Raw genomic sequence first — 12,122 nt, forward strand, 5'->3', positions numbered from 1 at the left:
TAAAGCATTGAGCAGTATTTTTGAAATTCAAAGACTTGCAAAATTGAACTGGAAAAGCAGCGAACAAGCTTTGAAATATCTATTCTCTGACATCTCCGCTGAAATATCTGAATCGGACCGAATCGCTCTGATCGGTGCCTCGGGTCAAGGTAAAAGCACACTACTTAGAATAATGGCTCTGCTGGATGCTCCAGATGAAGGGGATATGCTTATCAAGGGCACTTCATTCAAAAATATGGATTCAAGGCTGTGGAGAATGAAAATCGGGTTTGTGGCTCAACAAGCGGTTATGTTGCCTGGCAGTGTGGAGGATAACCTAAGAACCGTCAGCAAGCTGCATGACAGACCATATGACCATAAATTAGTTCAGCGGTTATTGGAACAACTAGGGTTGGAACAATTGGATTTAAGTAAAAAAGCAGCAGATTGCTCTGGCGGTGAAAAGCAGCGGATATCCCTGATTCGGTCATTGCTGCTACGACCTATTGTTCTACTGCTCGATGAAATCACTGCATCACTAGACATTGACAGCACTCAAAGGGTAGAGGATCTACTAGAACAGTGGCATAAAGAAGAAGGGACTTCAATGATTTGGGTGACCCATGACCTTAAGCAGGCTAGCCGAATAAGCACTACTACATGGTTTATGGGGAATGGTAAGCTGGAACAACACTTGAGTGAATCTTTTTTTGCTGAATCTGCGGAAGACTTGGCAAAAAGATTTATTCGACCGTTAGAAGGAGCGTTATTCTTATGAGTTATACTGCACTGAGTTTCACGCTTCTGTTTGTGCTAGGGACGATGTTGGTCTCGGTATGGCAAAAGCTCGGACTAGAAAAAGATATTATTGTAGGCACGATAAGGTCGGCAATTCAATTGCTTGCGGTCGGATATGTATTGCAATTTATTTTTAAAACCGATCAGATGATCTATGTTATTTTGATAATAATCTTCATGATAAGTGTAGCCGCATGGAATGCAGCGAAAAGAGGATTAGGTCTACGTGGATTAGTCTGGAGAATTGGACTTGCGATCGCTACTATGGAGCTCCTTATGATGGGGATTCTGCTCGGCTTACATATTATTGAGGCGACCCCACAATATATCATTCCCATTAGTGGCATGACCATTGGTAGCGCTATGGTTGTCTCGGGTTTGTTCATTAACCATATCAAGCACGAAATACAGCAGAGCAAAGGTGAAATCGAGACCCTGCTGTCACTCGGTGCAACGGTTCCACAAGCGATCCATGAAGTTAGAAAAAGATCTGTGAAATTCAGCATGATCCCTACCATCGACGGAATGAAGACAGTAGGACTTGTCCAGCTTCCAGGTATGATGACGGGGATGATTATAGCAGGCGCTGATCCGGTAATCGCTGTTCGCTACCAGATTCTGATTGTGTTCTCATTCACCGCCTCTGCGGCCATAACAAGTATACTGCTAAGTGTACTGAGCTACCGACTCTTTTTCACGCCTGATCAACGGCTTAAACAATCGGTAGAACGATAATAGATTTCTATTTCTCACAAGCGATTCCGTTATTGTCACGGTCGCTTTTTTTGTTGGCATTTTGGTTACATAAAAGTTAGCGATAACGGGGAATAATTAGAATTCAATTCACATGAGGTGAAAAAGCTTTCTATGAGGTGATTCTGATTAGTAAAAAGAAATTGGCGGCTACTCTGATCGCAGGCGTATTGCTTCTGCCAGGAATCGCAATAGGTGCACCTGATAACGGAACGGTGATTCAGTCTAATGGAAAGCTGCTCTCAGCCATGCCTTTGCCAGCTCCCGAGTCTAAACGAATCATATTGCCTTCTGCGTTTCAAGCGGCTGAGCTATACGGGTTCGGTTTGCAGCACCGGAATGCGTCAATTCAATATTCGATCTTTTCCAAGGAACTCAAAAAGGTTATGTATCCGCAGTTTGTTGAACTGAATTGGGTAACGGGCGTATCCAGTCCGTGGATTACAAAGTACGAGGTTACTAAAGAAACAGTAATTAACCCGAATTCAGAGGTCATAGAAATGCGCATAGATTCCGCGACTTCAAATGGTCCGGAACCATCCATGCTACTGACGATCTCACTTGTTAAAGATCATAATAGCTGGGTGATTACCGGAGTGAAGCCGAATCCTTAAATGACATGCGGAGAATTGTAAAAAGAGCAAGCATAGTAGGGAACATTCCCGTACGCTTGCTCTTTTTTACTGACTGAATGCATTTTTCGCTATTACGCGACTAATCTCTACCCGCCTTGACCATCAATTCCGCCATCATTTTTGGCTCGGTTCGGACAGTGGTCATATGATCACCTTTGCCCTCGATGAAGCGGAAAACGCCCAAATGACTGGATTGAGTCGGGTGAAACCCATATGGACCTTGTGGGATAGCCGTGTCTTCCGTCAGATAAAGATAACTTTTAGGGATTTGGAGACTGTAGAATTTCTTGAGATCCAGCTTTTCAAACAGTGGGGTAGCTGGTTCAGGCGGAGCTTGTTTATAAAAGGCTTGTGCTTGCGCAAGACTGGCAGTGTTGACGAAGGTATCCCGGAAGAGCGGGAAAGGGAGCGTGATGGTGTTATTACCGGAAGCGTCTCTTAGCTGTTCAAAGGATTTAAGTGACTCAGCAGGAAATTGATCTGCCACACTTTGCCCGTCAAGCGGCGCGAAGGCATCAAAGAACACGATCCGTTTGATCCGATCAGGTACTTGCTGGGAAACTGTTTGAATGACTGATCCGCCGAAGCTATGTCCGAGCAGAATAAAATCCTTCAAGTCTTTTTGTTTAATATAGTCGACAACGGACTTTGTGATTTGCTCATGTGTTACATTATTATTCTTATCCGCGCCATGTCCTGCATATTCCGGTGTGTAGACGGTGTGCCCTAACTTACGAAGCTCAGCGGCTGTTTCATCCCAAAAACCTGCAGTAGCCCAAGACCCATGAATCAGAACAAAGGTTAATGGAGTCTGTTTAGAAGAGGATTTGTGGTTAGCGGCTGCAACCGTGGAGTGTTGATTCAAAGGCTGCAACCCCATAATGGTGAAGATAGAGATACATAACGCTAATACTATTTTAATGTGAATCGATTTCATACTTTGCCTCCTGTATAGTGTGAGAATTTAACATTATAGAGGATGCCCCGATTGACAGAGAAAGATGAATTTTTATTGGAGTCAGTGAATCTCCGGCACCTAGGCATAGGCAAACGCATATGTTGTTCTAGGAAATCAAAAATTTACGGGAACAGAAGGGTAGGAATAAACAGTGACTTCATACATGGATTATACATCCCCTAATACACAATTTACTTTTGATGTGAACACTAATACTCTCTTTAAAAAGGATGCCAACAACTACATTAATTTACTGTCGGTTAAGCAGTTGAACACACTGGAGAATACCTCACTCCTTGATATTTTTCTTAGCAAATCGAATGTGGTGGAGCCTCATTATCATCAAAATGCGGCAGAGCTTGTCTATTGTATCTGCGGTTCAGCAGTAGTGTCTATACTCAATCCGTTTACAAATGAACTTCTTCATTTCCCAATATGTCCAGGTCAAGTGGCGAATGTGCCGCAAGGCTGGTGGCATTATGAAGTAGCTACTGTCGATAATACACATCTGCTTGCCATTTTTGACGCACCTATTCCTGAGGTTATCTTAGGCTCGGATATTTTGAGCAAAACTCCGGCAAATGTATTGGCCCATACTTACTGTTTGAATGAAGCATTGGTAAAGGAAGCGTTAGCTCCTATTAAACCTGGCACCTTTATCGGCCCACCTGCCGACTGCTGTGAGGAAGATAAAGTAAAGGGAGTCAATAATATGGCCCCGAATATGGCACCAAATATGGCACCAAATATGGCTCCTAATATGAATATGCATGCAAATATGAAACCAAATATGCAACCTAACATGCATCCAAACATGCAGCCATATGCTCATATGCAAGCTCAGCCCATTCCTATAGCTTCACAAATGCCTCCAGCGACGCAAGCATTTAATTATCAGCCTTACCCAATGCAAGGATACTACACTCAAGGCTATGAACAGCACTATCGCCAACAGCCTTATGTACAACAACAGCCGAATTATCAATATTCAAATAATCAAGAGTCCTAACAAGAAAACCTCCCGAGATTAAGTCTCCCGGGAGGTTTTCTTGTTAGGGCTTAAGATAAACGGACAAGCACTCTGCCTCGTGTGTTTCCTTGCAGAATATCTTCCAATGCTTGTGGCAGTTCATTCAAGGTTACTTCACGATCTACAAGGTTCTCAAGCTGTGCAGGCTTCAAATCAGTCGCCATCCGTGTCCACACCTTTTCGCGTAGCTCAGCAGGACACTCTACGGAATCAATACCGAGCAGGTTAACCCCCCGAAGAATAAAGGGAAGGACGGTAGTTGGAACAGAAGTGCCACCGGTCAGGCCGCTTGCAGCAACAGAACCTCTGTAGGAGATTTTACTCAAAATCGACGCAAGTGAGTTTCCGCCAACGGAATCTACAGCACCTTGCCATAGTTGCTTTTCTAATGGTTTGCTAGATCCGCCCGTAACCTCTTCGCGTGAAATGACTTCTTCCGCGCCAAGAGTTTTCAAATATTCGTTAGCTTCTGTATTACCTGTGCTGGCCACTACGCTATAGCCTTTTGTGCTTAGCATAGCGATAGCCGATCCACCCACACCACCGGTCGCTCCCGTTACGAGTACTTTGCCTTTGTCTGGTGCTAAGTCATTGTCTTCCAGAGCTTGAATGGACAAGGCTGCAGTTAGTCCAGCTGTACCATAAATCATAGCTTCTCTTAGTGTAAGTCCTTCCGGAAGTGGGGTGATCCAAGCGGCAGGAATTCGTGTATATTCGCTATATCCTCCAAAGTGAGATACACCCATACCATACCCTGTAGCGATAACTTGCTGTCCTTCATGAAACCGCTCGTCTGTAGAAGACACCACAGTACCGGATAAGTCGATGCCTGGAATAAAAGGGTATGATCTTACAATTTTTCCGTTAGGGATACTGGCTAATCCGTCTTTATAATTCACACTGGAGTATGCAACCTTAATTACAACTTCTCCTGCGGGTAGTTCTTCTAAGGCAACCGGCTTAACAGCGACGGAGAATAATGATTCTGTTTTGTCGACAACTAATGCTTGAAATGATTCTGTCATAAGTGTAAGCTCCTTCAACTACGTTATAGGTAAGACATGTATATAATATTTATTCTGATCAGTCAACTCGTCATTGTCTATGATATAACGCAAGTTAGACGTAGTGTAGGACTCTTTGGTTGTGTATTGTAACATTATAATCGAACTATCCATGTTATTTGTACAGTGGACGTGTTAAGTTCAGACTGCTGGTATACAACTTGTTTTTAAGGGAGAATTGTTGAAATGTCTATTATAAAGTTAATTCGTGAACATGAGATCGAACCGTATTTGGAACTCTTAGCTGAGGTTGAACATATCCATCTGGATAGAAACAATCCTAACCATGAGCAGTGGCTGAGACGTCGCATACAATCACATTTTCAGCGGGGGGCGTTGTTTTATGCCTATCATGAGAATGAACAAGACGATGCTTTTGGTATTGTTGCCGTTCTGCATGAGGAGGCACCGATTGGCATTCCCGCGCTTGGAGCAAGAGCCGAAGTCCTAGATATTGGAGTATGTAAAGATCATCGCAGAAAAGGAATAGGAGGTATTTTACTACAGCATGTAGAAGAAGTTGTTAAGAGCAGGGGAGCTTACTGTTTACTTATGCTGACCTATGCAGAAGATTATGATGTGATTGCTTTTTACGGTAAAAACGGCTTTGTGCCCGTCGCTACAATCCCTGATGTATTTGGTCCGGGTGCCGAAGGGAATACTATCTTAAGAAAAATACTAAGGTGATCTATTCAATAGGAAGAAAGTTTGTTTAAATGGTATAGTATAGTGTATTTGAAATCTTAGGGTTGAAGAAAGAGAGGCTAATTCATGGCTATTGCAACAACGATGATTGTCAGGCTCGAAATTCGGAAATCGGTTGCTTCTTTTGGTGATGTTGCTTCAGGAATTGCCACTGCAGGTGGAGATATCGTTGCTATTGACGTGATTCGTGCAGGTAAGGATGTAACAACTCGAGATATAACAATAAACGTGCAAGATGCCTCGAATGGAGAAATGATGTCTATACTATCGAAGATGCCAGGAGTCAAAGTAATTAATGTATCAGATCGAACTTTTCTAGCTCATCTTGGCGGAAAAATTGAAATCACACCTAAAATGCCTATCAAAAATCGGGAGGATTTATCGCTGGTGTATACACCGGGAGTTGCCCGAGTGTGTACGGCGATTGCCGAAGATCCGAACAAAGCCTATTCTTTGACGATGAAGCGGAATACAGTAGCCGTCGTTACAGACGGAACGGCTGTGCTTGGACTAGGGGATATTGGACCGGAAGCGGCTATGCCTGTTATGGAAGGTAAGGCTATGCTGTTTAAGCAATTAGCGAACATCGATGCTTTTCCACTATGCTTAAATACTAAAGATTCAGATGAAATCATTAATATCGTTAAAGCAGTATCTCCTGGATTTGGGGGAATCAACTTAGAAGATATCAGTTCTCCGCGCTGTTTCGAGATTGAACGTCGGCTTGCCGAAGAGCTGGATATTCCGGTATTTCATGATGATCAGCACGGTACATCTGTTGTAGTTTTGGCAGGTCTTTTGAATGCGCTTAAAGTAGTAAATAAATCTATCGAAGATGTTCGAATTGTCGTTGTGGGTATAGGTGCGGCTGGTGTGTCCATCTGTAATATGCTTCTGGCGGCAGGAGCTCGCAAAATCTACGCGGTAGATCGTGAAGGTGTTCTTAGAAAAGATCTTCAGTATGATAATCAGGAATGGCGGAAGCTTGCTGATGCAACTAACCCGGAAGGTATTGAAGGTGGACTGACGGAGGTTATGCAGGGAGCAGATGTCTTTATTGGGGTGTCACGTGGTGGGATTCTATCCGTCGATCATCTCAAGAGTATGGCCAGCGATAACATTGTGTTTGCAATGGCTAATCCGACACCGGAGATTGAACCAGAATTGGCCGAGCCTTTTGTTCGCGTGTTAGCGACAGGTAGAAGTGACTATCCGAATCAGATCAACAATGTGCTGTGTTTTCCGGGTATTTTCCGTGGCGCACTGGATTGCAGAGCAAAAACAGTGAACCTTGAAATGAAGCTGGCCGCGGCAAAAGCGATTGCTTCAGTCGTTCATCCGGATGAGGTTAATGAGCAATACGTAATCCCAAGTATTTTTAACGAAAAAGTGGTAGAGTTAGTGCGTCTGGCAGTGATCCATGCAGCTATTGCAACGGACGTAGCCCGCCGGATCCCTAAGGATATTGATAAGGATATGGAATAAAAGCGATACTATAAATGGACTGCTTTGCTTAGTGAGAGAGCAGTCTATTTTTTTATACATTGACACATAACTGAGAGGCGTATCATAATTAGGGCTAAAAGTATTTATTCCCATTTTAGTAAAGTGGCTGATATAATTACAATAATGTATGAGATGTAGAAAGGGCATCCAAGTGGGTGCCCTTAAATTTTGCCTCTAGAGAGGGTAGTATCCAAAAAAGGGTTAAATTAATATAGAAGTGGTGAATTCATGAAAGAGTTTTACAGTCAGGTGAATCGAAAAATCTATTACATTGTAATGTTATTAAACATTACCCTTATGATATCTGGATTAATACTGTCTACAACAGAGTTGAAAGGGATTAATTTTGGATACATTGTACAATTTTTGTGCGTGATGATTCTATCCATTAGTTTATGGATCTATCCTAAGTATGAGACATATACCTTTAGAAAGATCATCATTCTTTTTGGATTTGCTTACTTCTATACGCTTTTCTTTTTATATCCTCAAACTTGGACCACCTATATTTTGATTTGCCTAATTCCTGCACTTTCTATACTATTTTTCGATTTAAAATTGTTCTACTTTTCCTTTATTATAAATGGAATATTGATGGTAATTACTTTTAGTTATGTCATCTTCATTGATAAAGGTGCATTATATAGTTACTTACATCATGACATTATAGGCAACATTATAAATATAATAGCTGTTCAAGCATTATTATTTTTCATTTTCCATCTATCATTTAAACGGATGAAAAAGCAGCAACTGTATTATGAACAATTACAGCAATCCGAGCGGTTAAAGATGGTTGGACAATTAACAGCTGCTGTTGCACATGAAATTCGAAATCCTATAACCGTGGTTAGAGGTTTTTTGCAATTGTTCAAAGAGGACGATTCATTTGATGATTCTAAAAAAAGTAAGTTCAACTTAATGATTGATGAATTAAACACAGTAGAACAGATTATCTCTCAATTTCTAACCCTATCCAAACCAAATGGAGATCAAAGACTAGAGAAAGTGGATGTGAAGGATGTCCTTCAAAGTGTTACGGGTCTGCTTCATTCCTATGCCATGCTATCTGATAACCAAATCGATATAAAGGTAGAGGAAGATTGTTTTATTTCCATTAATAAAATTGAGTTTAAACAGTTACTCATTAATATTATAAAAAATGCGCTAGAAGCCTCGGATGTAGGGAAATCCGTCTCAGTCATAGCAAATAGAAATAATAATTTTATCGAGATCATGATCACCGATGAAGGAAGTGGGATGTCCGAGGCTGAGGTTAAGTCGCTGGGCACGCCCTTTTATTCATTAAAAAGTAATGGAACCGGTTTAGGGTTAATGATTTGCTTTAATATTGTAGAAAAATATGGTGGGGAAATTTATTATAATAGCTCTAAAGGTAAGGGGACAACAGTTACTATTCGCTTTTTATCAGAATCGGGAGGGATCTATAATGATTAAGAGGCTATCCGCACTGATGCTGTCTGGAATAATCATAGTTCTTCTTGCTGCCTGCAATACAACTACCTATAAACACAATTACACATTTACAGGTGAAGGAAAAGTATGGTCGGCTGAATATGTTCAAAAGGCAACGGAGAAGTTCATCGATAAAAAGGGTGAGAGACCAGATTATGAAACCTCGCAGCAATCTACATTTGAGCTTAAATATAAAGGTGAACAAACGGATCTTGATAAGATTAATTCTTTTAAATATAGCTTCAAGGGAAGATCAGGTGGAGGAAGTAAAACCTTAGAAGATGTCGAGGGAGTAAGAAAAAGTGAGCTGAAGTCCGAAAGAGCTGGAAGCGGGGCGTTTGAACACGAGGACTCGATTATTAAGGTTGTTGTAGAGTGGGATGGGCAGAAGGATGAATTTGAACTGAAGGTTCGTAAATAGTGGAGCATGTATGAGAAAGATTCTTAAATTAAAGAAAGCAGGTTGAACATTTATGGTCGTTATTAAAGAAATAGAATTGGAGTCTCTCCATGAACTTGGTGATTTATATCAGGAGCTGATGAATCAACCTTCTGATCTTAATAAAATGGAACAAGTATTTAAAGTAATTAAGACAGATCGTCGGTACATATTGTTGGGCGCTTTTGTGGACGGGGAGTTGATGGGGTCTTTGATGGGTATCATTTGTCATGATCTAATAGGAGATTGCAAACCGTTTATGGTGATTGAGAATGTGGTAGTTTCATCGCGTGCCCGTCGTCAAGGTGTGGGCAAAAAACTGATGCTCGCCATTGAAGAAATAGCTCAGGAGAAAGACTGCTTTTATATCATTTTAGTCTCTGGAGAGAAACGTAAGGAAGCGCATATTTTTTATGAATCGTTAGGGTATAGAGATGAGAAGGTAGAAGGATACCGAAAATATCTAAGTTCCCATTAAAAGGAGGCCTTGATCTGCAAACATTCTTTCAATATAACTGGATGGTTCGTGAACAATGGTACGAATGGTGTGAGAGTATTTCTGAAGAAGAGTTGCTTGGGGTACGTACTGGTGGTGTAGGCAGCATATTGAAGACTCTCTTTCATATTGTTGATGTGGAGTGGAGCTGGATTCAAGTGTTGCAAGGTAAACCGGATTTTCAGGAGGATTTCGAACATTACAAGTCTTTGCAGCAGGTAAGAGAACTGGATGCGAAATTCCGGCCCGATGTAGAGCCCTTTGTACTTTCTTGGCATGCGGGTTTGGAGCAGAATATGTTTGAGGATCACCTGGCGGATGGCCGGATCGTGACAGATACTTGGGGTGAAGTGATGCGCCATGTGATCGCTCATGAAATTCATCATGTCGGACAGTTGTCCGTTTGGGCAAGGGAAATCGGGAAGGAGCCGGTTTCTGCCAATTTGATTGGAAAAGGGCTCCAATGATTCTGCAATCGACTGGGCATTGCGTATATCATGAAGTACTGTCGCTGGAGATCAGCGGCGGGAACCACAAATGACGAAGATCAACCCAGCCCTGACTATTGAAGCTTACACCTCGGACCGAGGGGAGATAAGCAGTTTGGGTGGGTTTTTCATACAAGATGTGCAGATGATGTTCCTCAAGAAGACGGTTTTCGATCATACTAAAGCTCTCAGATCTAGCCTCAGGGTTAGGTTCTCGTGCAATGGTATAGAGCCAGCCTTCAATATCCGCACGAGTATGCGGTTCTATATGCTGGGAAAGCGTGAGATATAGATCAAATAAACGAAGCTGTTCATCCTCGTCACGAAATAATGAAAAAACAATCAGGTCGGACTCCAGTCGAATTGGGCCCTTGAACTCCTCTGGAGACACGGAAACAACCGTACACGGATAACCTTGACGCTCTAGTTTAGCAGCAATACATTCAGCATCGTTAGCATATTGCGGAATGGTAGTTATTTGCAAGGTGACCTCATAGTCTTCCATTGACTTATGCGTTACAGATGATGACTCTTCTTTTAAACAGGATACGATCTTTGCCCGAAGAAGGGGGTCGCTAAGCGGTCCTTTTTTTTGTGTGTTGCAGGTAACAAATTTACGGATGTAGGACTCTGAATGAATCCGACTCCAAGAAGAAGAATTGTTGGATGAAGGATTCTGAATCACATGAAAAGCCGACCCAGTATCTGAGGAATCGGACGCAGTATCCCACGGAACATACATTATTTCGACTCGATCTAAATGAGCTCTTCCTAGAAAATAATAAGGAAAAACCTCCAGCACACAAGTGTCCTCATTCATGTCCACAACCTTAAATGGTCCTGTCCCCACAGGTCTGCGGCCAAAGCTAGGTTCGTCCATTCCTTCTAAATCACGCGGAACAATTGCCGCTCTACTCGTACACAAGAAAGGGAGGAATAGCTCATTGGGCTGTTTAAGTGTAATTTGAACGGTGGATGGGTTTAGTGCGGTAACTTGCTGGATTTCTTTGAAAATATAGCTATAGAGTGTCCGCTTTGAGGTTTGTATCAGCCGTCCCAAGGAATAGACTACATCTTTTGCCGTCAGTACTTTTCCATGATGGAACAGCACTTCTTTGCGAAGAAAAAAAGTCCAAATCGTACGGCTCTCATCCACTTCCCAGGCATGAGCTAGACTAGGCACAATCTTATCCCGTTCCCCGCTGCGTCTCACTAATCCGTCGAAGACATGACTGGAAACAAAAGACTCTGCCAATAGATTCATATGAAGCGGGTCGAAGGTATGTAGCTGCTGGGTGATGGGAAGCCGCAGGGTATCAATCTGTTTGTCACTACGGATTTCGGAATGATGACCAAAATAGGTCAGCAGCCAGCCTTGTAAGGTATTTTGCAGCGAGGAAGAGCTGGCATGGGTTTTGATGCCATCAATAGCTTTGTGAACATCTTTACGGCTGATAGCCTGCATCATGGATTGAAGCGCAATTTCTTCGGAAGGGACAAGGAACTGTAATAAGGAACGACTTCCACGTCCGCGCTTCGGCGTCCATTGGACCCATTCCAGCTGCATCATTTTATTCACAATATGCATGGCATTGCGGTGTGTACATCCGAAGGTCAAGGCTAGCTCATCCATCGTAACTGAGATTTCTGTGACTCCCCCAAACTGTGAGTGCAGCTTTAAATATTGGCTATGCAGCTTCATGGTTTAAGTCCCTTTCAGAAAATAGGAAATTATTAAAAAATTCTTTCTCTTTTTTTTCTTATTTTATCACTTAGAATAAGGATAAGAAAGTAA

At 42.2% G+C, this 12,122-nt stretch carries 12 protein-coding genes and 2 pseudogenes; 10 read left to right on the top strand and 4 right to left on the bottom strand.

Annotated elements, in window-relative coordinates:
• Positions 1-7 precede the first annotated feature (7 nt).
• Positions 8-757 (top strand): ABC transporter ATP-binding protein, encoded by a 750-nt coding sequence (locus NST34_RS11370; RefSeq protein ID WP_341127807.1) that lies wholly within the window; start codon positions 8-10, stop codon positions 755-757.
• A complete protein-coding gene (locus tag NST34_RS11375) occupies positions 754-1,512 on the top strand; it encodes an ABC transporter permease (RefSeq protein ID WP_341127808.1) in 759 nt (252 codons plus the stop codon). The genes NST34_RS11370 and NST34_RS11375 overlap by 4 nt, the downstream gene beginning before the upstream one ends.
• Positions 1,513-1,519: 7 nt before the next feature.
• On the opposite strand, the pseudogene NST34_RS32110 reads toward NST34_RS11375, so the two are convergent.
• A pseudogene (locus NST34_RS32110) lies at positions 1,520-1,567 on the bottom strand (excalibur calcium-binding domain-containing protein); the annotation flags it as partial.
• 82 nt (positions 1,568-1,649) lie between these two features.
• Here NST34_RS32110 and NST34_RS11380 point away from each other — a divergent pair.
• Positions 1,650-2,144: a hypothetical protein gene (locus tag NST34_RS11380; protein WP_149644088.1), complete on the top strand. Its 495-nt coding sequence runs from the start codon at positions 1,650-1,652 to the stop codon at positions 2,142-2,144.
• A 100-nt stretch (positions 2,145-2,244) separates the two neighbouring features.
• Here the strand turns inward: NST34_RS11380 and NST34_RS11385 are convergent, their stop codons facing one another.
• Positions 2,245-3,102 carry an alpha/beta hydrolase gene (locus NST34_RS11385; protein ID WP_341127809.1) on the bottom strand — a complete coding sequence of 286 codons (858 nt, stop codon included), beginning with the start codon at positions 3,100-3,102 and terminating at the stop codon, positions 2,245-2,247.
• Positions 3,103-3,274: 172 nt separating this feature from the next.
• Here NST34_RS11385 and NST34_RS11390 point away from each other — a divergent pair.
• Positions 3,275-3,862: pseudogene (locus NST34_RS11390) on the top strand (cupin domain-containing protein); the annotation flags it as partial.
• A gap of 320 nt (positions 3,863-4,182) precedes the next feature.
• Here NST34_RS11390 and NST34_RS11395 read toward each other — a convergent pair.
• Entirely contained in the window at positions 4,183-5,178 is a 996-nt protein-coding gene (locus tag NST34_RS11395) for an acrylyl-CoA reductase family protein (RefSeq protein WP_341125528.1), read from the bottom strand.
• A gap of 225 nt (positions 5,179-5,403) precedes the next feature.
• Here NST34_RS11395 and NST34_RS11400 point away from each other — a divergent pair, with 225 nt between their 5' ends.
• The 6 genes from NST34_RS11400 (at position 5,404) to NST34_RS11425 (ending at position 10,306) form a co-directional block, all read left to right on the top strand.
• Positions 5,404-5,904 (top strand): GNAT family N-acetyltransferase, encoded by a 501-nt coding sequence (locus tag NST34_RS11400; protein ID WP_076283019.1) that lies wholly within the window; start codon positions 5,404-5,406, stop codon positions 5,902-5,904.
• 84 nt (positions 5,905-5,988) lie between these two features.
• Positions 5,989-7,407, top strand: a complete 1,419-nt coding sequence (locus NST34_RS11405; RefSeq protein WP_076298432.1) for an NAD-dependent malic enzyme — start codon at positions 5,989-5,991, stop codon at positions 7,405-7,407.
• A gap of 396 nt (positions 7,408-7,803) precedes the next feature.
• On the top strand, positions 7,804-8,886 hold the full coding sequence (locus tag NST34_RS11410; protein WP_341129532.1) for a HAMP domain-containing sensor histidine kinase: 1,083 nt from the start codon (positions 7,804-7,806) through the stop codon (positions 8,884-8,886).
• Entirely contained in the window at positions 8,879-9,325 is a 447-nt protein-coding gene (locus NST34_RS11415; RefSeq protein ID WP_149644093.1) for a hypothetical protein, read from the top strand. The genes NST34_RS11410 and NST34_RS11415 overlap by 8 nt, the downstream gene beginning before the upstream one ends.
• 52 nt (positions 9,326-9,377) lie before the next feature.
• Entirely contained in the window at positions 9,378-9,821 is a 444-nt protein-coding gene (locus tag NST34_RS11420; protein ID WP_076298429.1) for a GNAT family N-acetyltransferase, read from the top strand.
• A gap of 14 nt (positions 9,822-9,835) precedes the next feature.
• Entirely contained in the window at positions 9,836-10,306 is a 471-nt protein-coding gene (locus tag NST34_RS11425) for a DinB family protein (protein WP_341129533.1), read from the top strand.
• A 28-nt stretch (positions 10,307-10,334) separates the two neighbouring features.
• Here the strand turns inward: NST34_RS11425 and NST34_RS11430 are convergent, their stop codons facing one another.
• Positions 10,335-12,029 carry an ABC transporter substrate-binding protein gene (locus NST34_RS11430; RefSeq protein WP_341127810.1) on the bottom strand — a complete coding sequence of 565 codons (1,695 nt, stop codon included), beginning with the start codon at positions 12,027-12,029 and terminating at the stop codon, positions 10,335-10,337.
• Between the last annotated feature and the right edge of the window lie 93 nt (positions 12,030-12,122).

Origin of the sequence: Paenibacillus sp. FSL H7-0714, from assembly GCF_038003765.1 — a bacterium.
Taxonomy (GTDB): Bacteria; Bacillota; Bacilli; order Paenibacillales; family Paenibacillaceae; genus Paenibacillus_AQ.

Excerpts from the sequence above, each read along its gene's own strand:
- NST34_RS11405 (WP_076298432.1), top strand. The coding sequence starts at position 5,989 with ATGGCTATTGCAACAACGATGATTGTCAGGCTCGAAATTCGGAAATCG.
- NST34_RS11375 (WP_341127808.1), top strand. The coding sequence starts at position 754 with ATGAGTTATACTGCACTGAGTTTCACGCTTCTGTTTGTGCTAGGGACG.
- NST34_RS11415 (WP_149644093.1), top strand. The coding sequence starts at position 8,879 with ATGATTAAGAGGCTATCCGCACTGATGCTGTCTGGAATAATCATAGTT.
- NST34_RS11400 (WP_076283019.1), top strand. The coding sequence starts at position 5,404 with ATGTCTATTATAAAGTTAATTCGTGAACATGAGATCGAACCGTATTTG.
- NST34_RS11410 (WP_341129532.1), top strand. The coding sequence starts at position 7,804 with ATGATTCTATCCATTAGTTTATGGATCTATCCTAAGTATGAGACATAT.
- NST34_RS11430 (WP_341127810.1), bottom strand. The coding sequence starts at position 12,029 with ATGAAGCTGCATAGCCAATATTTAAAGCTGCACTCACAGTTTGGGGGA.
- NST34_RS11420 (WP_076298429.1), top strand. The coding sequence starts at position 9,378 with ATGGTCGTTATTAAAGAAATAGAATTGGAGTCTCTCCATGAACTTGGT.
- NST34_RS11385 (WP_341127809.1), bottom strand. The coding sequence starts at position 3,102 with ATGAAATCGATTCACATTAAAATAGTATTAGCGTTATGTATCTCTATC.
- NST34_RS11395 (WP_341125528.1), bottom strand. The coding sequence starts at position 5,178 with ATGACAGAATCATTTCAAGCATTAGTTGTCGACAAAACAGAATCATTA.